This is a genomic window from Pseudomonas syringae pv. tagetis (assembly GCF_022557255.1).
Taxonomy (GTDB): Bacteria; Pseudomonadota; Gammaproteobacteria; order Pseudomonadales; family Pseudomonadaceae; genus Aquipseudomonas; species Aquipseudomonas caricapapayae.
Genome location: NZ_CP092923.1, coordinates 2,412,205 through 2,434,583, shown reverse-complemented (window position 1 = coordinate 2,434,583; position 22,379 = coordinate 2,412,205). Strand labels below are relative to the sequence as shown.

At 58.8% G+C, this 22,379-nt stretch carries 13 protein-coding genes and 1 pseudogene; 9 read left to right on the top strand and 5 right to left on the bottom strand.

The genetic code is table 11. The annotated features are described in order from the left end of the window. Window positions 1-201: 201 nt before the first annotated feature. Both MME58_RS10830 and MME58_RS10825 read left to right on the top strand, forming a co-directional pair. Window positions 202-828, top strand: coding sequence for a response regulator transcription factor (locus MME58_RS10830; RefSeq protein ID WP_054985406.1), 627 nt, complete (start codon window positions 202-204; stop codon window positions 826-828). 8 nt (window positions 829-836) lie between these two features. After that, window positions 837-4,457, top strand: coding sequence for a transporter substrate-binding domain-containing protein (locus tag MME58_RS10825; RefSeq protein WP_082427527.1), 3,621 nt, complete (start codon window positions 837-839; stop codon window positions 4,455-4,457). A 79-nt stretch (window positions 4,458-4,536) separates the two neighbouring features. On the opposite strand, the gene MME58_RS10820 is transcribed toward MME58_RS10825, so the two are convergent. Continuing rightward, the gene (locus tag MME58_RS10820; protein ID WP_003346101.1) at window positions 4,537-4,881 is read right to left on the bottom strand and encodes a YggL family protein; all 345 of its coding nucleotides are present in this window, start codon (window positions 4,879-4,881) and stop codon (window positions 4,537-4,539) included. A 329-nt stretch (window positions 4,882-5,210) separates the two neighbouring features. Here MME58_RS10820 and dacB point away from each other — a divergent pair, with 329 nt between their 5' ends. Beyond that, window positions 5,211-6,677: a D-alanyl-D-alanine carboxypeptidase/D-alanyl-D-alanine endopeptidase gene (dacB, locus tag MME58_RS10815; RefSeq protein WP_055006466.1), complete on the top strand. Its 1,467-nt coding sequence runs from the start codon at window positions 5,211-5,213 to the stop codon at window positions 6,675-6,677. Window positions 6,678-6,729: 52 nt separating this feature from the next. On the opposite strand, the gene MME58_RS10810 is transcribed toward dacB, so the two are convergent. Both MME58_RS10810 and rlmKL read right to left on the bottom strand, forming a co-directional pair. Further along, window positions 6,730-9,120, bottom strand: a complete 2,391-nt coding sequence (locus MME58_RS10810) for a sensor domain-containing diguanylate cyclase (RefSeq protein WP_055006467.1) — start codon at window positions 9,118-9,120, stop codon at window positions 6,730-6,732. Window positions 9,121-9,260: 140 nt separating this feature from the next. After that, window positions 9,261-11,513, bottom strand: a complete 2,253-nt coding sequence (gene rlmKL, locus MME58_RS10805; protein WP_054985913.1) for a bifunctional 23S rRNA (guanine(2069)-N(7))-methyltransferase RlmK/23S rRNA (guanine(2445)-N(2))-methyltransferase RlmL — start codon at window positions 11,511-11,513, stop codon at window positions 9,261-9,263. A 589-nt stretch (window positions 11,514-12,102) separates the two neighbouring features. Here rlmKL and rmf point away from each other — a divergent pair. Continuing rightward, window positions 12,103-12,318: a ribosome modulation factor gene (gene rmf / locus MME58_RS10800; protein ID WP_002553055.1), complete on the top strand. Its 216-nt coding sequence runs from the start codon at window positions 12,103-12,105 to the stop codon at window positions 12,316-12,318. A 139-nt stretch (window positions 12,319-12,457) separates the two neighbouring features. Here rmf and MME58_RS10795 read toward each other — a convergent pair whose 3' ends face one another. Beyond that, window positions 12,458-13,495 carry a quinone-dependent dihydroorotate dehydrogenase gene (locus tag MME58_RS10795; protein ID WP_055006468.1) on the bottom strand — a complete coding sequence of 346 codons (1,038 nt, stop codon included), beginning with the start codon at window positions 13,493-13,495 and terminating at the stop codon, window positions 12,458-12,460. Window positions 13,496-13,911: 416 nt separating this feature from the next. On the opposite strand from MME58_RS10795, the gene MME58_RS10790 reads away from it, so the two are divergent. Together MME58_RS10790 and MME58_RS10785 are read left to right on the top strand one after the other, a co-directional pair. Continuing rightward, entirely contained in the window at window positions 13,912-15,123 is a 1,212-nt protein-coding gene (locus MME58_RS10790) for a CmpA/NrtA family ABC transporter substrate-binding protein (protein WP_055006469.1), read from the top strand. A gap of 14 nt (window positions 15,124-15,137) precedes the next feature. Further along, window positions 15,138-15,713, top strand: coding sequence for an ANTAR domain-containing response regulator (locus tag MME58_RS10785; RefSeq protein ID WP_054985917.1), 576 nt, complete (start codon window positions 15,138-15,140; stop codon window positions 15,711-15,713). Between the two features lie 59 nt (window positions 15,714-15,772). On the opposite strand, the gene MME58_RS10780 is transcribed toward MME58_RS10785, so the two are convergent. Next, window positions 15,773-17,020, bottom strand: coding sequence for a glycoside hydrolase family 68 protein (locus tag MME58_RS10780; RefSeq protein ID WP_055006470.1), 1,248 nt, complete (start codon window positions 17,018-17,020; stop codon window positions 15,773-15,775). 980 nt (window positions 17,021-18,000) lie between these two features. Between MME58_RS10780 and MME58_RS10775 the strand changes: the two genes are divergently transcribed. From MME58_RS10775 to MME58_RS10765, 3 genes and pseudogenes are all read left to right on the top strand, one after another. Continuing rightward, window positions 18,001-19,212 carry a nitrate/nitrite transporter gene (locus tag MME58_RS10775; RefSeq protein ID WP_054985919.1) on the top strand — a complete coding sequence of 404 codons (1,212 nt, stop codon included), beginning with the start codon at window positions 18,001-18,003 and terminating at the stop codon, window positions 19,210-19,212. Between the two features lie 7 nt (window positions 19,213-19,219). Then, a complete protein-coding gene (locus MME58_RS10770; RefSeq protein WP_055006471.1) occupies window positions 19,220-20,881 on the top strand; it encodes a bifunctional protein-serine/threonine kinase/phosphatase in 1,662 nt (553 codons plus the stop codon). Between the two features lie 277 nt (window positions 20,882-21,158). Next, window positions 21,159-22,364 (top strand): annotated as a pseudogene (locus tag MME58_RS10765) (NAD(P)/FAD-dependent oxidoreductase); the annotation flags it as partial. Window positions 22,365-22,379: the final 15 nt, after the last annotated feature.

The window sequence follows — 22,379 nt, the reverse complement described above, 5'->3', positions numbered from 1 at the left end:
GCATCAATAACCAAACACACGCCGACATAAGCGTTAACGTTTAAACACGTTTGTGTTCAACGTAGGTTTTTACGTACTCCGATACGCTAATTATTGTAGGACTTTTCCTATATATGCCTGCCGAGCAAGTCTCTTTATGTGCCTGCCCGAACATCTGAGCTAAGGTGCGCGCTTTCTTCACCGCTTGTTATGGAATGGAATATGAACTCAGTTTTTATCATCGACGACCATCCGGTTATTCGGATGGCAGTCAAAATGCTTCTGGAAAACGAAAATTATGTAGTGGTGGGCGAAACCGATAATGGCGTCGACGCCATGCAAATGGTTCGCGAATGCATGCCTGACCTTATCATCCTCGACATCAGCATTCCCAAGCTCGACGGCCTTGAGGTGCTGGCCCGTTTCAACACCATGGGGCTGACCTCCAAGATCCTGGTGCTGACCTCGCAAACCCCCAACCTGTTTGCCATTCGCTGCATGCAATCCGGCGCTTCCGGTTATGTTTGCAAGCAGGAAGACCTGAGTGAACTGCTCAGTTCGGTGAAAGCGGTATTATCCGGCTACAATTACTTTCCCAGTCAGGCATTGACGTGTGCCGTTCGTGAAGACGGACAGACGAACGAGCTGGAACTGTTCAAGTTGGTCAATGATCGCGAACTGATGGTGTTGCAATTATTTGCGCAAGGCCGCTCCAACAAGGAAATAGCCAAGGGCATGTTTCTCAGCAACAAGACCGTCAGCACTTACAAAACACGACTTATGCAAAAACTGAAAACCAGAACCTTGGTAGAACTTATCGAGATGGCAAAACGCAACGCGCTAGTGTGAGAAACCGGATGCCCAAGCGCTTCAGACAATTATTAATACTGGCCACAGGCCTGTGCATGGGCTGGGGTGTTCAGTCCGGTATCCATGCGGCCGAACACTACACCCTGCTCGGTCGTTCGAGCCCTGCACACATGGATGTGAAGCTGGACGGCAGCCAATGGCAGTGGGTACGCGGTCAACGCGAACTTATTCTGGGCACCTCGAACCCCGATTATCCGCCCTTCGACATCACGATCTCGGGCAACGATTATGAAGGTATCACTGCCGATTACGCGGGCATCATTTCGGACGCACTGGACTTGCCGATCAGGGTCCAGCGCTTTGAAAACCGCGAGGCTGCGATCAAGGCCCTGGTCGCAGGCCAGGTCGACCTGCTGGGCACTGCCAACGGTTTCGAAGCGGTCGATCGCAATATCAGGTTGTCACAGCCCTACTCGGTGGACCAGCCCGTGCTGGTGACCCGGGTAGGTGAAACCCGCCCCCTGGACGATGGCTTGAAAGGCATGCGCCTGAGCATGGTCTATCACTACCTGCCGCCTGCAGAGGTCGAGGCAACGTACCCCGGTGCAACGCTCAAGACCTATCCCTCATTTCAGAACGCCATCAATGCTGTGGCCTTCAATCAGGCCGATGTCTTTCTGGGCGATACGATTTCCACACAGTACATCATCAACAAGGGTTATCTGAACAATGTGCAGATGTCGAACTTCGGCAAGCACGAGCCCAATGGCTTCAGCTTCGCTGTCAGTAATGGAAATACACAACTGCTCGGGGTCATCAACCAGACGCTGAAAGCGATCCCCGTCGATGAGCGCATCAATATTTCCAGACGCTGGAGCACGGGCAGCGATCTGATGCTCACTGACCAGAAGCTGCAACTGACGCAACGCGAGGAACGCTGGATCGCTCAGCACCCTACCGTACGCGTGGTGGTCAACGAAGCGTACGCTCCGCTGACGTTCTTCGATGCCAAGGGCAATTTTCGCGGCATAACCGCTGACCTGCTTGAACTGGTACGCCTGCGTACCGGGCTCAGGTTCGACGTCAAACGCTCGCCCAGCCTGACCGACATGCTGAGCCAGGTCGGCGAAGGCCGGGCGGACATGATCGGCGCGCTGGTGTCCAGCGATGAGCGCGAGGACCGCTTGAGCTTCACCCGGCCCTATATCGACAACTCGTTTGTGCTGGTCACCCGCAAGGATCAAGGCTCGCCCAGCTACCTGGAACAGATGGACGGCAAGCGCCTGGCAATTACCCAGGGCAGTCCGATGCTGGACTGGCTGCGCCGCAAATACCCAAGAGTCGTGCCACTGGAAATCGACAACCCGTTCCAGGCGCTGGACATGCTGTCGCTGGGCAGAACGGAAGGCGCAGTCATCTCGCTGCTCAGCGCAGACTACTTTCTGTCTTCCGGCATCTTTGAAGAGCGCCTGCAGATGACTGCCACCATTGGTGAGGATCCGGCACTGATCTCAATGGCAACCTCACGCAACGCCATCGAGCTGAGCTCTATTCTAGACAAAGCGCTATCGAGCATTGCCCCGCAGGATCTGGCAGCGATCAATAATCGGTGGCGAGTGTACACCCCTTCAAGTGCCAACTGGCATGACTACGAGCGTCTGATCTATCAGATTCTGATCGGTGCAGGCCTCTTGCTGCTCGGCCTGCTGGCCTGGAATGCCTGGATGCGGCGGCAGATCCGTCAACGCGAGGCAGCGGAGCGGGCCTTGGGCGATCAGTTCGAATTCATGCGGGCGCTGGTCGAAGGTACGCCTCATCCAATTTACGTGCGGGATCGCGAAGGCATGCTGCGCATGTGCAATGACAGCTACCTCAGAGTCTTCTCAGCACAACGCGAAGACATCATCGGCAAGAGTGCCACCGAAGGGGTACTGGGCAATGCCTTCGAAGCGCGGGAATACGCTGCCGACTATCAACGCGTCATGGCCAGCAATACCGCACTGATCCTTGACCGTCCGCTGCACATTGGCGACCGGCAATTGACCATCTACCACTGGATCCTGCCCTTTCGGGACTCGCTGGGCGAGGTACAGGGCATCATTGGCGGCTGGATCGATATCAGCGAGCGACGCCAGCTCATTGAAGACCTGCAGGCCGCCAAGGAACAGGCTGACGCCGCCAGTCGGGCCAAAAGCACGTTTCTTGCCACCATGAGCCATGAAATCCGCACGCCCATGAATGCGGTGATCGGAATGCTCGAACTGGCGCTCAAACGTGCCGATCATGGCGAGTTGGACCGTTCTGCCATCGAAGTTGCCTACAGTTCGGCCAACGATCTGCTGGACCTGATCGGCGACATTCTCGATATCGCGCGCATCGAATCGGGAAGGCTGTCGCTGAATCCGGAGCGCGCCAACCTGCGTCAACTGGTGGAGTCGGTACTCAGGGTATTCGACGGCCTGGCCCGCCAGAAGGACCTCGATCTAGTGTTGGAGCTGGACAGCAGGATCAACGCCGATGTACTGATCGACCCGCTGCGTTTCAAGCAGATACTGTCCAACCTGGTGAGCAACGCGATCAAGTTCACCCCGATGGGGCGCATCAGGATCGGACTGCAGGCCGCCGAGAGTCCGGACCCGCAAATGCTGCACCTGCACATTACCGTTCAGGACAGCGGCATCGGGATCAGCAGCGAGGACCAGCAGCGCTTGTTCGAACCCTTCGCCCAGGCTGACAACAGCGGGCAGATGGCGCGCACCGGTGCAGGTCTGGGGCTGGTGATCTGCCGCAGTCTGTGCATGATGATGGGCGGCGACCTCTCGCTCGACAGCACGCCAGGCCATGGCACACGGATCAGCATGAATCTGGTGCTGACCACACTTGAGCCGCTGACCGGACAGCCCGTTGCTGCGCCACCGGCCGCCGTGGCTCATCAGACGCTCAGGATCCTGATCGTCGACGACCATCCGGCCAACCGGCTGCTGCTTTGCCAGCAGCTCGGCTTTCTCGGCCATCACTGCGAAATGGCCGAAAACGGCGCACAAGGGCTTGAGCGCTGGAAGACCGACACATTTGACCTGGTGGTCGCCGATTGCAACATGCCGGTCATGAATGGCTATGACATGACCACTGCAATCCGCGCCCTCGAAAGCGCCGACGACCAGCCACGCTGTCCCGTCTGGGGCTTCACGGCCAATGCGCAGCCTGATGAAATCGAGCGCTGTCGTGCAGCGGGCATGGACGACTGCCTGTTCAAACCCATCAGCCTTTCGATGCTCAGCGAACGGCTGGCAGCCATTTCACCACTGGCGCACACGCCCCTTCCGTTCAGCCTCGACAGCGTCAGCAACCTGACCGGTGACCGGCCGGAAATGGTTGAACGCCTGCTTACACAATTACGGCAGAGCAACCACGAGGACCGGTTATTGCTGGCCAGACTGACGCCGGAAGACAATCGCGATAAAACTCGCGACCTGGCCCACAGGATCAAAGGTGCAGCGCGCATCATCAGTGCTTCGAGGCTGGTCGATGCCTGCGAGGCGCTTGAACAGGCCTGCGAACCTGGCATGCCGGATGAACAGTTGCGTCTCTGCCAACAGGTTGTCGAACTGGCAATGATAGAGCTGGAAGACGCGCTGATTCTGCAACAGGCAAAAGCTGATGACTAAAGGCGCTGCGGCGAAGGTGTAGCGAGGGGGACAGGCAGGGAACAGCAAGGGAAGCAGGCGTTGCCCGCTTCCCGTTACATCAGGCGGCCGGGTTGATTTCTTTTTCCGGGTACCAGACGTCGATCAGCGGGCTGACGGTGACTTCTGTCAGTTCGCTGCGGCCTTTGAGCCAGGCTTCAACAGCTGCACGCTGCTCTTCGCTGACCGAGCCACGCTTGCTCAGGCAAACCAGACCGAAGTCGTCGCCGCCCACATAACCAAGACCGTTGGCTTCCATTGCTTCTTTAAGGAAAGCGTCAAGGAAAGCGTCGATTGCCTTGTCATCCAGCTCTTGCTTGAAGTCCAGGTTCAGTTCGAAACCCAATTCCTGGAACTCGTCCACACACAGTTTTTTGCGCAGACGGCGGGAGCGGTTAGTGGCCATGGGACAATCCTCATCAATAAATATCGGGCGGCACTTTACCAGCTTGGCGATTTAAAAGCCCGACAATTACGGTCCGCAATGGACATCCGGTGTTGCGGCAGCGATGCGGACCCGATTGATAAAAAATACCGTTTACCCGCTTGCCCCCTATCACAAGCCTGCCCTGCTTGGGGCATAATGCGCATCGTTTCATGCGTGGCATCATGTGTTACAAAAAAGCCCGCCTCGCATTCACTACTATAGTTATCACCATCGCATCGAAATAGTTACCGAGGGAATTCATCCATGCCCTCTTTTTTATTTCCCTCTTTGCAGTAGGGTTTTATTCAATGATCAAGTCGCTACGTCCATTGTTGCTCGCGTCACTCCTTTTGCCACTGGCTCTACCCTCCTACGCTGCCGTCATCAACACCACGTTGCCCCCCAAGGTTCAGCAGGCTCTGAAAGCCAGCAAGCTCGGCGATGAAGCGCTCTCGCTGGTCATGTTGCCGCTTAACGGTCCAGGCACACCGACCGTGTTCAACGCCGACGTATCGGTCAATCCGGCTTCCACCATGAAGCTGATCACGACCTACGCCGCACTCGAAATGCTCGGCCCTACCCACCAGTGGAAAACCGAATTCTTCACCGACGGTACCCTGAGCAACGGCGTGCTGCGCGGCAATCTGTACCTCAAGGGCGGTGGCGATCCCAAGCTGAACATGGAAAAGCTCTGGCTGCTGATGCGTGATCTGCGCGCCAACGGGGTACAGCAAGTGACCGGGGACCTGGTACTGGACCGCAGCCATTTTGTGCAACCGCAATTGCCGGAGTTCAACGACGACGGCAATGACGATAACAAGCCGTTTCTGGTCAAGCCCGACGCGCTGATGGTCAACCTCAAGGCCTTGCGCTTCGTGACCCGCAACGACGATGGCAGGATTCTGGTTTCGGTCGAACCGCCGATTGCCAGCATTCGCATTGACAACCAGGTCAAGGCGAGCGCCTCCAGGCAATGCACCGGGGATGTCCGCTACAACCCGGTCACCCAGCCTGACGGCAGCGTCAATGTGACGGTGACCGGTCAGTTGGGCAACGGCTGCAATTCGCAGACCTACCTTTCCCTGCTGGACCATCCGACCTACGCTGCAGGCGCGGTGCGGGCCATCTGGCAGGAACTGGGCGGCACCATTCAGGGCAAGGACCGGGTGGGTGTTCTGCCCGGCAATGCCAAGCTGCTGGCCAAGGCGTTCTCGCCGGACCTGGTGGAAGTGATTCGCGACATCAACAAATTCAGCAATAACACCATGGCCCAGCAACTGTTCCTGAGCCTGGGCGAAGAGTTTCGCAACGAGGCTGATGGTGACGACGGCAAGGCCGCACAACGCGTCATTCGTCAGTGGCTGGCGAAAAAAGGTATCACCGCGCCGCACCTGGTCATGGAGAACGGCTCCGGGCTGTCGCGTGCAGAACGTGTCAGTGCCCGTGAAATGGCCATAATCCTGCAGGCTGCGTGGCGCAGCCCCTATGCTGCCGAATTCATGAGTTCGATGCCGCTGGCAGGTCTCGACGGCACGATGCGCAAACGCCTGAAGCGCACCCCGCTGCTGGGTGAGGCACACATCAAGACCGGCACCCTGAATACCGTCCGCGCCATTGCCGGCTTCAGCCGCGACAGCAACGGCAACACCTGGGCGGTCGTGGCGATCCTCAATGACCCGCGTCCGTTTGGCGCATCCTCGATACTGGACGAGGTGCTGGTCGATCTGTATCGACAGCCGAAACTGACCAACACCACGGTATCGATCCAGCAATAATGGGCCGAAGCAGACACTCGGCAGACCCGCTTGCAAAGCGGGTCCGTCTGCATCAGATCTGCTCGGGTTCGACGCGATCGCGGCCGGCCTGCTTGGCGGCATAGACACCCGAGTCGGCGCGCAACAGCATTGCGTCGATACCCTCGCCCGTTCGCCAGCTGGCGATCCCGAAGCTGGCCGTGACCACCTGATCGACGCCCTCGATGACCTGATTGCGCAGCCCCTCGCGCAGGCTCAAGGCCAGTTGATAGGCCTGAGAGCCGCGTGCGCCAGGGCAGATCACCATGAACTCTTCGCCCCCCAGACGACAGAACACGTCATCGCTGCGCAGACGCTGACTGATCTTTTCCGAAATCGCCTTGAGCACCTGATCGCCCGCGGCGTGCCCGAAGCGATCATTGATACGCTTGAAGTGATCGATATCGAGCATGATGACCGACAGGTTACCGCCGTGCCGATCGATCCTTTTCAGTTCAGCCTGCATCCGCTCCTGGAAATAGCGACGATTGTAGGCCCCCGTCAGCACATCGGTGACCGACAGTGCACGCAGCTCCTGTTCGACGCGCTTGAGGTCTGTGATATCCGAGACAAAGCCGTGCCATAACACGCTGCCGTCAGCCAGCCGTTCCGGCGTGGATGCAGAACGCAGCCAGCGCTGCCCCTTGCGTGGCAAATCCACCCGGTATTCTTCGCTCCAGGGGGTCAGATGCTTCGCACTGGCAAGAATCGAGCTTCTGACCCGTGTCAGGTCCGTCGGCTGGATACGTCGCAGAACAGTCTCGGCATCACCCAGCAACTGCGCGTCGTCTACTTCGAAGAGTTCGCACATGCCGGCGCTGGCGTATCTGAAACGTGCGCTGCCGTCCAAGGCCAAGTGGTATTGATAAATACCGCCAGGCACCTGCGAGCCCAGCTTTTTCAACAATTGCCCCTGCTCGGCAAGGGCTTCGTTGACACGCTTGTGCTCAGTCACGTCGATGCACACAGCCAGATACCCGGTCCATAGCCCCTGATCGTCCCGAACGGCGGTGACCAGCATATTCACCATGAGCGTGCTGCCGTCACTGCGCTGAAGGGTCCATTCCTGCGAGGGATGATTACCGTCCTGCACAGCGTCGAGAAACATCAGACGTGAAGCGGTAATCGGCTGCCCCCGCTCCTTGCTCAACACGCTCGCGCGGGCCTCCAGTTCGGCCGATTGATAAAGGTCCATAAGCCGAAACTTGCCCAGCACCTCTTCCTGCGAATAACCCAGCATTTTCTGCGCGCCGACGTTGAACGTCTTGATCAGCCCGTCCAGATCGGTTGCGATAATCGCCACTTCGGTCGCTGCGTCCAGCACGCTGCGCAATTGCCCGTGTGCAGCTCTCAGCTGTTGCTCGCGCTGACGCAATTCGCGGGTACGCTGCGCCACACGCTGCAAGGCTCGCTGACGCTGGCTGATCAGGCTGTAGAGCAAAGCGCTGAGCATCAGGCTCAAAAGCCCGCCAAGCCACAGTACCCGACCCGGCATGATGGTCTGGTTGCTCTGGTTGAAGATCTCCGTAGGACGAACCTCGACCAGATAATCCCTGTCGCCCAGGCTCAGCAGGCTGCTGGCATACAACTGATTATGTATCGCCGCGACTGGCGACTGATAAACCTGCTCCGGCTTTGCCGGCGAGCTGAGGTCAAGCATGGTCACGGCAAGATTGTCCTGTTCCGCTGTGCCGATGCTCATCAATTGCGCCAGGCTGATGACTGCAGTGACATAGCCCCGCAACTCCGATGGCGACTCGCCAATCGAGAACACCGGCGCCACCAGCAAAATTCCATAGGTGTCGGACGGGTCCAGCGCCAGCAGACTGATACGAGGCGTAGCGACAATGCGCTTGAGCAAACGCGCGCGCTCGAGAGCGACATGACGCACCGGCTCCGAGGCAATATCGAACCCTGACGGTGTGGGAATTTTGCTGAGAGTCTGAATGAACCGGACCGGAAAATACTCGCTCCGCATACCGGCGGCTTTCAAGGCACCGGTTTCATCCATCTCGCGTATGGCGTATCCGGCCGAGCCTTCCGCGCGTGCCTGCTCTTCGAAAGCAACCCGGTCGGTCGACAGCACTTTGGGGTTCCAGGCATACGCCTGGGTGCCGATCAGCAACGGCGCGACAAAGCCGTCGAACTCCGACTGTTCAACCTGATGGGAAAAAATAAAGAAACGGCACAGGGTATCCAGTCGCGTGACCTGCCGATCCAGACGTTCCTGGAGGCGGCTGAAGCGCTCCGCTGCAAGCATGTCGAAGCGCTGGCGCAGTTGCCGCTGGTACAGCTCATTGTCAGCCAGCGCCAGCATGACTGTCAGTGCCGCTCCGACCATTAACGCCAAAACGGCAACCGGCCACGCCGAGAGCTGGCCATTGATGAAACTCAGAATTCTGAGCCTGAACCGTTTCGCTGTCATACACAGAAACCCATGACGCCAACATGCTGAAGCGTCAAGCTGGCTATGACTTCTGTTATAGCTATTCGCCAGTAATTTTCATAGTAAGCGATGAGCAAACCCGTACAAAACTGTTACAAGTCGCCCATCGCATGCAGGGATCAGGCTCGCGCCATTATTTTCCAGGCGCGGTGAATCTTGCCGTTACGAGCAAAATCCGGATCGATGGTTTGTGCAGTAATATCCTCGACCGCATAACGCTGACTCAGGTTTTCATCCAGCACAAACTTGCGGAAGTTATTGGAGAAGTACAACACGCCACCTGGAGCCAGGCGCGCCATGGCCAGATCGATCAGCTCGACCTGATCACGCTGCACATCAAAAATACCTTCCATACGCTTGGAATTGGAGAACGTCGGCGGGTCGATGAAAATAAGGTCGTATTCGTCGCGGTTGGCCTGCAGCCAGGCCATCACATCACCTTGCTCCAGACGATTCTTGTCGGAAAAACCGTTCAGCGACAGGTTGCGACGCGCCCAGTCCAGATAGGTGCGGGACAGGTCGACGCTGGTGGTGCTGCGCGCGCCGCCCTTCGCGGCATGCACACTGGCGGTCGCTGTGTAGGCGAACAGATTCAGAAAGCGCTTGCCGGAAGCCTCGCGCTGGAGACGCATGCGCATCGGGCGGTGATCGAGAAACAGACCAGTGTCCAGATAATCGGTCAGATTGACCAGCAGCTTGACGCCGCCTTCGCTGACTTCCAGAAACTGGCCCTGGGCGCTTTGGCGCTCGTACTGTCTGGTGCCGCTCTGCCGCTCGCGACGCTTGATCACCACGCGGTTCTTGTCGATGTTCAGCGCCTGCGGGATGGCCGCCAACGCATCGAACAGTCGGGCCGAGGCCTTTTCCGGATCAATGGACTTGGGCGCTGCGTATTCCTGAACATGAACCCAGTCGTGATACAGATCGATCGCCAGCGAATACTCGGGCATGTCGGCGTCGTAGACACGGTAGCAATCGATCCCCTCGCGACGTACCCACTTGCCCATCAGCTTGAGGTTCTTTTGCAGGCGATTGGCAAACATCTGCCCGCCTTCGCTCAGGCGCGCCTGTTCGACCACCACTGGTTCCGGCTTGATCGGGTTGCCGTTCTTGTTGAGTTTCCTCTCAACGACCTCAACCTCGACAGGGTTTTCGCGCTCGATCTGACGCTGTTCGGGCGTGCGACGCTCGCCCGTCACGAACTGGTCGGGCGTGACCTTGATCAGCAACAGTTTGCACGGCAACGCACCGTTCCAGAATGAATACTGTTTGTGACTGCGAATCCCCATCCGCTTGCCCAGGTCTGGCGCGCCAGTGAACACCGCAGCTTCCCAGTTAAGACAGGCTTGACGGAGGCGCTCGCCCAGATTCTGGTAGAGATACAGCAGGCTGGCCTCATCCCCCAGACGCTCACCGTACGGAGGGTTACAGATCACCAGACCTTTCTGGTTCTGATCCGGACGCGGTTCGAAGGTCGCAACTTCGCCCTGATAGACCTTGATCCAGTCACTCAGACCGGCCCGCTCGATGTTGTTTCGCCCTGGCTGGATAAGCCGCGGATCGGCTTCGTAGCCCCGGATCCATGCAGGCGTTTTGGCCAGGCCTGCTTCTGCGCGTGCCAGCGCTTCGTCGTGCAGCTTGCGCCACAGCGCCGGAACGTGACCGAGCCAGGCAGAAAAGCCCCAGCGTTCGCGCTTGATGTTCGGGGCGATGTCGGCGGCGATCATGCCCGCCTCCACCAGAAACGTACCGACACCGCACATAGGGTCGGCCAGTGCACCGCCCTCGGCGGCAATGCGCGGCCAGCCGGCGCGGATCAGGATCGCAGCGGCGAGGTTTTCCTTCAGCGGCGCAGCGCCTTGCTGCAGGCGATAGCCACGCTGGTGCAGGCTGTGACCGGAGAGGTCGAGGGACAGAATGGCCTCGCCTCGATCCAGACGCAGGTGCACACGCAGATCGGGGTTGATCTTGTCTACCGACGGGCGCTCGCCATCCGGTGTACGCAGCTTGTCGACGATCGCATCCTTGACCTTCAATGCACCGAAGTGGGTGTTATCAATACCCGAACCATGACCACTGAATTCCACCGCGATGGTGCCATCGGATTCGAGATGATCCTGCCACTCGACATCGAGCACGCCGTGGTACAGGTCTTCGGCGTCCTTCATCGGGAAGCGCTTGAGTACCAGCAACACGCGATTGGCCAGCCGCGACCAGAGACACAGCCGGTAAGCCGTCTCCATATCGGCAGAGCCGCGAATGGCCGAAGTATGCTCGCGGGTCTCTTGCAGACCCAGCGCCGTGGCCTCCTCGGCAAGCAGACCTTCAAGGCCTTTGGGGCAAGTGAGGAAAAGTTCGTAGCGATCCGACATGTGTATTCCAGGGCCTGAGCCGTCAGCGGCGGGCAACGCATTGCCCTGCCAGATTTGAACAGGCGTCTTTCGTGGAGAACGCCTGCGTGGCACATATGTGTGCCGGTCCACCGCATGATCCTGTCATCTCATTGCGGCAGTTTTCGGGCGTATTAGAACAGATATCTGCCGGGACGATGTTGGCAATAAAAAGACGCAATTAAAAAGTCGTGCTGAAAAAGTCACATTTCCACTGCATTCGTTACGACCCTTCGTCGCTTAAGCGGCAAAGGCACTAGGCCACCATATGAGTCTGATAAGCGATCTCACCTGGCTTGCAAACCCCCACCTCAACGGGGCTGCAGCAAAAAACGCCTCTGAAGTACAGTCACGCTTATTGCTCGACAGACCTGAATGTGACGTGCTTATGACAAAACGATCATTCACACCGACCTGGGCTTTGGTTAGAAATCGTCTCAGGTCATCTCCGCAACGGTTATGACATCAAAGGCCCGTGACGCCGGCAACGGGCCCCAACGGCAGAAGACTCTGCCCGACCTCACCACGGGGTCTCAGGGATATTACAGTCAACAGACGAGGGCATTACCCTATGAGAAGACTTAAGCGTGATCCGTTGGAAAGAGCATTTTTACGCGGATATCAATACGGCGTTCATGGTAAATCCCGTGAGCTTTGCCCTTTTACTCTACCGTCAGTACGCCAGGCATGGATCAATGGCTGGCGCGAAGGACGCGGCGACAACTGGGACGGTATGACCGGCACTGCGGGCATCCACAGACTCAACGAACTTCACGCGGTCGGATGAGGCGATTCACATAAAGACTGTCAGGCCTCTGTCGGGCCATCAACATGATTGACTGATTCACACCTGTACCATGCACGCCCGACCCGGGCGGCGGGCCAACGCCCAGGGGCTCTCTCGAGGAGCCCCTTTTTTTTACCTTCTACTTATTCAACGCGCTGCCTGGCATTGCCGCAATGGCGTCCACCGACTCTCGAATCAGCGCAGGGCCCTTGTAAATGAAACCGGAATAGATCTGCACCAGGCTGGCACCCGCAGCGATTTTCTCGGCAGCGTGCCTGCCTTCTGTGATACCGCCCGCAGCTATGATCGGCAGACGACCCGCCAGTTCAGCGGCCAGCACCTTGACGATATGCGTGCTTTTCTCCCGAACCGGCGCGCCCGATAGCCCTCCCGCTTCGTCGCCATGCGGCAACCCTTCCACGCCCTGGCGGCTGAGCGTTGTGTTAGTGGCAATCACCGCATCCATGCCTGACTCGATCAATGCAGACGCCACCAGCACGGTTTCTTCATCGCTCATGTCCGGAGCAATCTTGATCGCCAGCGGCACGCGCCTGCCATGCCGTTGCGTCAGTTCCTGCTGACGCAGGCTAAGTGCCTCGAGCAGTTGCTTGAGCGAATCACCGAACTGCAGGCTGCGCAGCCCAGGCGTGTTGGGTGAACTGACGTTGACGGTAATGTAGCTGGCGTGCGCGTACACCTTGTCCAGACAGATCAGGTAATCGTCCACCGCACGCTCGACGGGAGTGTCGAAGTTCTTGCCGATATTGATGCCCAGAATGCCACGATACTTTGCAGCTTCGACGCGGGACACCAGATGGTCGACCCCCAGATTGTTGAAGCCCATACGATTGATGATCGCCTCGGCGTGCGGCAGACGGAAAATGCGCGGCTTGGGGTTGCCCGGCTGGGGACGTGGCGTCACCGTGCCGATCTCGACGAAGCCGAAGCCCAGTTGCGCAAAGCCGTCGATAGCCGCACCATTTTTGTCCAGACCCGCTGCCAGCCCTACAGGGTTGGGAAAGTCCAGCCCCATGACACTCACCGGCAACTTCGCCGGGGACTTGCTCAGCAGGCCATTGAGGCCCAGCCGTCCGCCTGCACCGATGAGGTCCAGCGACAGGTCATGAGAGGTTTCCGGGGAAAGTTTGAACAGTAACTGGCGGGCCAGGTTATACATGGCGGGATGGGCTCGTGAGCAGCTGAATTCAGGGTGGCGATTATAGACGTGTGCAGGCCTGTCAGGCGAGGCATGCGACAAACTTGTTGCCCGTTCCTCCCCGACGATGGCATATGCCTTGCTTGAAACCGCTATCAGCAAGCACTCACTCCAATGGCGGAGCGGTGCATGGACAATGGCGTCGCTTCGACACTTGCGCTGGCACTCAGCGTTATACATAAGTCCGAGAGAACCCGAACACAGGGTTTTTCACGCTTCTGCCCGAAGGGCGCAGGGGCGACCGGGGCGGCGATCCGCCTTGTTCGCTCGTACGACCTCCGGCCAGAATCAAAACAGACTTGTATATAACGAAGAGCGCACCGGCATCGGGTCGGACGACGCCTTTTTTCTGGATGGGCTTTTTATGAAATGCTGCTATGACTGAACGAACCAGCAATGCGCTGGACTGGGTGGCCGGTAGCGATGCCCCGGAAATGAACAGCCTGGACGTGGGCTTCATGGCTCTGACCGACTGTGCTCCGCTGGTGGTCGCTGCAACCCAGGGTTTCGCCCAGCCTTACGGGCTCAGCCTGAACCTTCAACGTCAGACCTCCTGGGCCGGACTGCGCGATAGACTGGTCAGCGGACAGCTCCAGGCTGCACACAGCCTGTATGGGCTGATCTATGCCGTCGAACTGGGGATCGGCGGCGGCGCCGCGACCGACATGGCCATCCTCATGGGCCTCAACCAGAACGGCCAGTGCATCAATCTGTGCCGCGAATTGCAGCAGGCTGGCGTGACCACTCCTGAGGCACTGGACAAACGTGCGCACCAAAGCGGTTCAAGACTGACCTTCGCCCAGACCTTTCCTACCGGCAACCACGCCATGTGGCTCTACTACTGGCTCGCCAGCCAGGGCATTCATCCACTTGATGATGTGAACAGTGTCGTGGTGCCGCCCACTCAAATGGCGCAACACCTGCGGGCCGGGCGAATCGACGGTTTTTGTGTCGGCGAACCCTGGGGAGCCCGTGCAGTGCAGCAACAGCTGGGCTTCACCATGGCGACCAGCCAGGCGATCTGGCCGGATCATCCAGGCAAGGTTTTAGGCTGCACCCGCGAGTTTGTCGAGCAGAACCCCAATACGGCCAGAGCACTGATCATGGCGGTGCTTGAAGCCAGTCGTTTCATCGAGCAAAGCGATCATAACCGGCGCAGCACCGCACAATTACTCAGCGGTGCCGATTACCTGGACACCTCGCTGGACTGCATCGAGCCGCGTCTGCTCGGCCAGTACAGCGACGGCCTTGGCAATCGCTGGCAGGACCCCCACGCCGTCAGCTTCCACGACCAGGGACAGGTCAATTATCCCTGGCTGTCCGACGGCATGTGGTTCATGACGCAGTTCCGGCGCTGGGGACTGTTGCGTGAAGACCCGGACTATCTGGCTGTCGCCAGCCGTGTCCAGCAGCTGGACCTGTACCGTCAGGCGGCTGGCGCGCTGGGCATCGACGCCCCGAGTGCAACCCTGCGCAGCAGTCAATTGATCGATGGCAGGATCTGGGACGGCAGTGATCCGGCTGGCTACGCACGTAGCTTCAAGCTCCACTCGCTGGCCGACAATGCGCCCGCGATGGCCAGTCGCTGACGGAGAACGTGACCATGCTGCGCATCCTGCTTATCAATGACACGCCCCGAAAGGTCGGCCGCCTCAAGTCTGCGTTGGTAGAGGCCGGTTTCGAGGTGATCGACGAATCCGGACTGACCATTGACCTGCCCGCCCGCGTCGAAGCGGTGCGCCCGGACGTCATCCTGATCGACACGGAATCCCCCGGACGCGATGTGATGGAGCAAGTGGTGCTGGTCAGCCGTGACCAGCCGCGACCCATCGTGATGTTTACCGACGAGCACGATCCGGGGGTGATGCGCCAGGCCATCAAGTCCGGGGTAAGCGCGTACATCGTCGAAGGTATCCAGGCCCAGCGGCTGCAACCGATTCTGGATGTGGCGATGGCTCGCTTCGAAAGCGATCAAGCGTTGCGTGCACAACTGCATGCCCGCGACCAGCAACTGGCCGAGCGCAAGCGCATCGAACTGGCCAAGGGGCTACTGATGAAGATGAAGGATTGCAACGAGGAGGAGGCCTACACGCTGATGCGGCGGCAGGCAATGAGTCGCCAGCAGAAGCTGATTCAGGTGGCCGAGCAGATTATCGCAATGAGCGAACTGCTGGGCTGAACGAACGAAGAACGCCTGCTCGCACAGGCGCTCTTCAGATATCACGCTGACGTGGCGTGTCAGCTCAGCCGCACATCTTTCATCGCCGGGATGTAGCCGTAGTCATACTCTTCCTGCACAAACGAGCGGTCGCCCTTCAACAGGATTCTGACCGTCGGCGCCTCGGTGCCGCCGATGCGATAGTCCTCACCCGTGGTGGGTACGCTGTCGATGAACGAGGTCACCAGACCGTTCGGCATCACGCAGTGTGAGTAAGTCTGGAATGGCTGGGCAGGCGGATTGCCAAGCACAAGGCCGGAAGCATTCATCGGCCGGTAAGGCCCGAACAGGTGTTCGCCGACAAACCCGTAAACGCCATCCGGCCCGGTAACACCGTCGGCATAGGTGAACTTGTGGCTGATGGTAAACAAGTAATACTTGCCGTCCTGAAAGACATAATGCGGGCGCTCGGTCTGGTCATTGACGCCAACGGCAGTAACCAGTGGCGGAAGTATTTCCCATTCATCGCCACTGAGGTCTTTCGCGACAGCCAGGCCGATACAACCCACCTGAAACCTGGCACCGCCCACTTCTTCATGACCCGGCGGCACAGGGCCAAGTTCAGTGGCCCCTATTGTATGCGAGCCGCGTTCGCCGGCGACATTACCTTCAAAAACCATGTACAACTTGCCATCCTGAGGATCAATAAACGGACTGGGGTCGCGGAAGTTCCAGGTCGCGTTCTGCGCTTCGGTCTGGTAATACTTTCCGTCGGCCTCGAACAAGGTATGGACTTGCGTAAAGTCTTTCAACTCCACGCCCTTGTCGGAAGTCACAATACGGCCACGTACTTTGGCAATCGCCGCCCCCGGCGTTACACACGTGTAGTACAGATCGATATCACCTTTATCGTTCAACAATACCGGTGTGCCCGCCCACTCGCGGGTGGTGGGTGATACGCCTTCGGCCATGACACGGCCACCGAAGATCCAGTCCTTACCGGTACGCGAGTACCAATAGCACATGCGTGCCCGGCCGTGACGATCTTCCCAGTCACGCTTGATGTCGTAGCGGCCATTGGCACCGACGTACTGAGGATCGTCGGGGTGGCGGTCGGCCGTCAGCGTGACGATCACCGACCAACCGTTGACTGAAACCACGGTGCCGTCGAGCTCTCGCAACGGCATGGTGTCCCAGATGAATACGGTATCACTCATGACCGGGAAATCAGCCCGTACCAATGGCTGCGTGGTGGTCGGATCATTTTCATTGACCTTCAGCGCATCAGCCCGGGACCAGACTGTCGCTGCGTAATTGATGTTACTCATGATGATGTCCTTTATGTATGAGCGCCTGTAGAAGCGGCGCAGAGAGGAAACAACACGGCACGCAGGGTGGCGATGCCGGGATGTATTCAGAGCAGGACTCTATTTCGCCAGGTGCACATTGCCGCGTGCAGAAAACCGGCAGAAAAGAGCGAGTAGTCGATTACCGTCACGGTAATCATGTCGCCAATGTGACAAACAGCCTGAACGTACCAGCCGTTATAGAGTGAAGAGTGGAATTGCCATTTCGTCATCGATGGCCCGCGTTGTTCGCGGCAATAAGGATGCTGTCAGAGATCATTTGGAAAGTAAATTAAATATTTACCGGGCACGTTCGGAGCGACAATAAAAACTGCATCAATCCTCTTTTAAACGGAATGATCATTGCTTATTAAGCCCGTCATACAAAGGCATCGAAACAGCATCATTACGACAGCACCGCACACCTAAAATAGTGGCACTTGGCAAATAATATATACATGCTCTGAACACCCGATAAATCATTCATCAATCCTGCCGTGCGCGGTCATTATCAAACCGGTTGATATTAACTTTACTCTTCCGGCAAGATGAGGTCCCGCCCGTTTGGCGCTACTGCAAGCGACCGAAATGGGCGCTGGCCTCAACGCCCTTTTTTGCAGCGCCTTTACCAGCCGTCGCCCGATTCAAGGTCATGGCATACGTTGCGAACGTCACTAAATTGCCCGAAGCTCGTGGCGAAGCGCTTGCCGCTCCATTGGCCCGTCTTTTGCTTTAGCAACCGCACCGATAGCCAACGGCGGCTATCACCTTGATTTACGACAAAGACGTCGCTCATCTCTTTTCGCTCACGTGGACAGAGAGGCGACGTCTTTTGCGTTTTGGCCCCGGTGAAGGGGGTCGGTGGGGTCGCCGTCATTCGGAACACTCCACCACAGCGTCTGGAATATCCCCTGTCGCGGTCATGGCCCGACTGACTAACTAGCAGATGATGAGGTGTGCACATGGATACAAGTTTCTGGAAAGCCGGCCATAAACCGACCCTGTTTGCGGCGTTCCTCTATTTCGATCTGAGCTTCATGGTCTGGTACCTGCTCGGCCCGCTGGCGGTACAGATTGCGACTGACTTGCACCTGACCACCCAGCAACGCGGCCTTATGGTCGCCACGCCGATTCTGGCGGGTGCGGTGCTGCGCTTTTTCATGGGCTTGCTGGCTGACCAGCTGTCGCCCAAGACCGCAGGCATCATCGGCCAGGTGATTGTCATCGGCGCGCTGTTGGCGGCATGGCAACTGGGCATTCATACCTACGGGCAGGTACTGCTGCTGGGGTTGTTCCTGGGTATGGCCGGCGCTTCATTCGCCGTCGCCCTTCCCCTGGCGTCGCAATGGTATCCACCGCAACATCAGGGCAAGGCAATGGGCATCGCGGGCGCGGGCAATTCGGGCACCGTACTGGCCGCGCTGATTGCGCCGGTGCTGGCCGCGAGTTTCGGCTGGGGCAACGTATTCGGCCTGGCGCTGATCCCGCTGGTGCTGACCCTGATTGCGTTCAGCCTCATGGCGCGCAACGCCCCAGAGCGCAGCAAACCCAAATCCATGGCGGACTACCTCAAAGCACTGGGGGATCGTGACAGCTGGTGGTTCATGTTTTTTTACAGCGTGACATTCGGTGGCTTCATCGGCCTGGCCAGCGCCCTGCCCGGCTATTTCAATGATCAATATGGCCTGAGCCCGATCACTGCCGGCTACTACACCGCCGCCTGTGTTTTCGGCGGCAGCCTGATGCGCCCCCTCGGCGGCGCGCTGGCTGATCGCTTTGGCGGGATTCGCACGCTGACCGTGATGTACGCCGTTGCGGCCATCGGGATCGCAGCGGTGGGCTTCAACCTGCCGAGCTCGTGGGCAGCACTGGCCCTTTTCGTGGCCGCGATGCTGGGGCTGGGGGCTGGCAATGGCGCAGTCTTCCAGTTGGTACCGCAGCGTTTCCGCAAGGAAATCGGCGTCATGACAGGGCTGATCGGCATGGCCGGCGGTATCGGCGGCTTCCTGCTGGCAGCCGGGCTGGGCACCATCAAACAGAACACCGGCGACTATCAGTTGGGCCTGTGGCTGTTTGCAGGCCTGGCGGTCCTGGCCTGGTTTGGCCTGCTGAACGTCAAACGCCGCTGGAGAACCACCTGGGGTTCGGCTGCCGTGACTGCGGCACGGGTCTGAGCCGCGCATGGCGCTGCAACTTCAGTTTGCCCAGTTCAGCGCCAGCGGTCCGCGAGCGGAGAACCAGGACGCTCTGCGCCTGGTAACTCCAGCCCCGGCACTGGCTGCCAGCAAAGGCTACCTGTTCGCCCTCGCCGACGGCGTCAGCCAGTGCGCCGATGGCGCACTGGCTGCGCAGTCTACGCTGCAGGCGCTGGCACTCGACTATTACGCCACGCCGGAAACCTGGGGCGTGGCCCAGTCGCTCGATCGCCTGCTACTGGCCCAGAATCGCTGGCTGCTGGCCAACGGCCTGTTGACCACCCTCAGCGCTCTGGTACTGCGCGGCCGACGCTTCACCCTCGCTCATGTCGGTGACTGCCGAGCTTATCGTTGGCAGGCCGGGACGCTGACGCGCATCAGTGAAGACCACGTCTGGGAACAGGCCGACATGCAGCATGTACTCAGGCGCGCGCTGGGCCTGGATCAGTACGTGGTCATGGATTATCTGGACGGCGAACTGTGTGAAGGTGAGCGGTTGTTGCTGGTCAGCGATGGTGTCTGGGCCACCCTTGGCGACGCGAGCATCCGCTCGATTCTGACCGAGCAAGACGATCTCGACTCAGCGGTAAAAACCCTGGTCAGCGCGGCGCATCTGGCGGGCAGCCAGGACAATGCCAGCGCGCTGGTCATTCAGGTCGACGGCCTCGGCGAGGACGATCTGGGCGATACCCTGCTGCAATTGCAGCAATGGCCACTGCCACCAGCACTCAAGGCCGACCAGCGCTTCGAAGGCTGGAAGGTCGGCAACATCGTGGCGCAATCGCGCCAGTCGATTGTTTATCGCGTCACCGACCTCCATGACCAGCCCTGGCTGCTGAAAACCCTCCCGGCCAGCCGGCATGACGAAGCCGGTGCCGGCCAGGGTCTATTGCTTGAAGAGTGGTTTTTGCGCCGGGTTGCCGGACGGTTTTTTCCCGAGATTCATCCGCTGACAGACCGTCAGCATCTGTACTACGTCATGCGCGAGTATTACGGAAGCACACTGGCCGAGGTCTTCACGCGCGACGGGCCATTGCCGCTGGCCCGGTGGCAGGACCTCGCCACTCGACTGTTACGGGCAGCGGGCCTGCTGCATCGACGCAATATCATTCATCGCGACATCAAACCGGAAAACCTGCTGTTGGCCGGCGATGGTGAGCTGCGCCTGCTGGATTTCGGTCTGGCGTTCTGTCCGGGTCTTTCAACCGCCAACGCTGAGGACCTGCCCGGCACACCGAGCTATATAGCACCGGAAGCCTTCAATGGCGCAGAGCCGCATTCGCAGCAAGACCTGTATGCAGCGGGGGTCACGTTGTACTACCTGCTGACGGGTCACTACCCCTACGGCGAGATCGAAGCCTTTCAGCATCGCCGCTTCGGCACACCGATACCCGCCAGCCGCTATCGACCGGATCTGCCGCAATGGCTGAGCCAGAGCCTGGACAAGGCTCTGCAGGCTGACCCGACCCAGCGTTACGAAACCGCCGAACAGTGGTTGCTGGAGCTGGAGCAGGCCGAGCATCGCCCGGTGGTGACAAAGCCGCGCCCGCTGCTGGAACGCGAACCGCTGAAAGTCTGGCGAACCCTGGCGCTGGTGTCGATGCTGCTTAATCTTGTGATTGTGATCTGGCTCATCGGCCGTCATTAAGGCTGGCCCGCCCTGCTTCTGTGCAGCACGCCTCAACGCAGTGCAGAAATAGGCTGAAGAATCGATTGCAAACCCTTGTCCCCGGCGAATGGAAGTTGGCACAAGCGCTGCATGGACTTGAGCAGATCATTCATAACGCGCAGCCCTCAACGATGAAGGTTGCGCCTCCCGAGATAACGGGACCGGACAAAGGCGTCCCCGTCAGGCAACTGGCGGGACGCCTTTTTTTGTTTGCGCGAAACGTGTCGAGCACGCGCTGTGGTGACTCGGAGGTAAGATGAAAAAACTCAAACTGGTGATGATCGGCAACGGCATGGCAGGCGTGCGCACACTCGAAGAGTTGCTGAAACTGAGCGAAGACCTGTACGACATCACAGTCTTTGGTGCCGAGCCACATCCCAACTACAACCGCATCCTGCTGTCCCCGGTGCTGGCAGGCGAACAGAATTTCGAAGACATCGTGCTCAACGATCTGGCCTGGTACGAAACCAACGGCATCCAGTTGTTGCTCAACCGTCGCGTGGTGAAAATTGACCGCATCAAACGTGTCGTGGTCGCCGATGACGGCACCCAGGCCCCTTATGATCGTCTGCTGATCGCCACCGGTTCGCGCCCTTTTATTCTGCCGATCCCCGGCAACACGCTGCAGGGCGTCATCGGCTACCGCGACATCGGCCACACCCGCCAGATGATCGACACTGCCGTCACGCACAAGCGCGCCGTCGTCATCGGCGGCGGGCTGCTCGGCCTGGAAGCTGCCAATGGCTTGAGCATGCGCGGCATGCACGTCACCGTGATTCATAACGGCCAGACCCTGCTGGAGCGCCAACTGGACAAGACCAGCGGGCTGATGCTGCAAGCAGCTCTTGAGAAACGCGGCCTGAGTTTTCGCCTCAACGAACAGACCGAAGCCCTGCTCGGCGACGATCAAGGCCGCGTAAGAGCCGTGCAATTCCAGAACGGCGATGTGATTGATACCGATCTGGTCGTCATGGCCGCAGGCATACGCCCCAACACCGAACTGGCCGAACAGGCCGGCCTGCCCTGCAACCGTGGAATTCTGGTCAACGACACCTTGCAGACCTACGACCCGCGCATTTATGCGATTGGCGAATGTGTCAGCCATCGAGGCATCGCTTATGGGCTGGTGGCGCCACTGTTCGAACAGGCTCGGGTCTGCGCCAATCACCTTGCGCAACTGGGCTTCGCTCGTTATCCGGGCTCGGTGACCTCGACCAAGCTGAAAGTCACCGGCATCGACCTGTTTTCCGCCGGGGATTTTCTGGGTGCCGAAGGCACTGAAAGCATCACCCTCTCGGACCCCGTCAGCGGCGTCTACAAGAAACTGGTGATCAAGAACGACGTTTTGGTCGGTGCATGCCTCTACGGCGATACCGCAGACGGCAACTGGTATTTGCAGCAGATCCGTGATGGACAAGGTATCGATGCGATACGCAATCACCTGATGTTCGGTAAACCCGCCGCACCAGAGGCCACC

What these genes read in the sequence shown, in the direction of transcription:
- MME58_RS10830 (WP_054985406.1), top strand. Translation starts at nt 202, where the DNA reads ATGAACTCAGTTTTTATCATCGACGACCATCCGGTTATTCGGATGGCA.
- MME58_RS10825 (WP_082427527.1), top strand. Translation starts at nt 837, where the DNA reads ATGCCCAAGCGCTTCAGACAATTATTAATACTGGCCACAGGCCTGTGC.
- MME58_RS10820 (WP_003346101.1), bottom strand. Translation starts at nt 4,881, where the DNA reads ATGGCCACTAACCGCTCCCGCCGTCTGCGCAAAAAACTGTGTGTGGAC.
- dacB (WP_055006466.1), top strand. Translation starts at nt 5,211, where the DNA reads ATGATCAAGTCGCTACGTCCATTGTTGCTCGCGTCACTCCTTTTGCCA.
- MME58_RS10810 (WP_055006467.1), bottom strand. Translation starts at nt 9,120, where the DNA reads ATGACAGCGAAACGGTTCAGGCTCAGAATTCTGAGTTTCATCAATGGC.
- rlmKL (WP_054985913.1), bottom strand. Translation starts at nt 11,513, where the DNA reads ATGTCGGATCGCTACGAACTTTTCCTCACTTGCCCCAAAGGCCTTGAA.
- rmf (WP_002553055.1), top strand. Translation starts at nt 12,103, where the DNA reads ATGAGAAGACTTAAGCGTGATCCGTTGGAAAGAGCATTTTTACGCGGA.
- MME58_RS10795 (WP_055006468.1), bottom strand. Translation starts at nt 13,495, where the DNA reads ATGTATAACCTGGCCCGCCAGTTACTGTTCAAACTTTCCCCGGAAACC.
- MME58_RS10790 (WP_055006469.1), top strand. Translation starts at nt 13,912, where the DNA reads ATGACTGAACGAACCAGCAATGCGCTGGACTGGGTGGCCGGTAGCGAT.
- MME58_RS10785 (WP_054985917.1), top strand. Translation starts at nt 15,138, where the DNA reads ATGCTGCGCATCCTGCTTATCAATGACACGCCCCGAAAGGTCGGCCGC.
- MME58_RS10780 (WP_055006470.1), bottom strand. Translation starts at nt 17,020, where the DNA reads ATGAGTAACATCAATTACGCAGCGACAGTCTGGTCCCGGGCTGATGCG.
- MME58_RS10775 (WP_054985919.1), top strand. Translation starts at nt 18,001, where the DNA reads ATGGATACAAGTTTCTGGAAAGCCGGCCATAAACCGACCCTGTTTGCG.
- MME58_RS10770 (WP_055006471.1), top strand. Translation starts at nt 19,220, where the DNA reads ATGGCGCTGCAACTTCAGTTTGCCCAGTTCAGCGCCAGCGGTCCGCGA.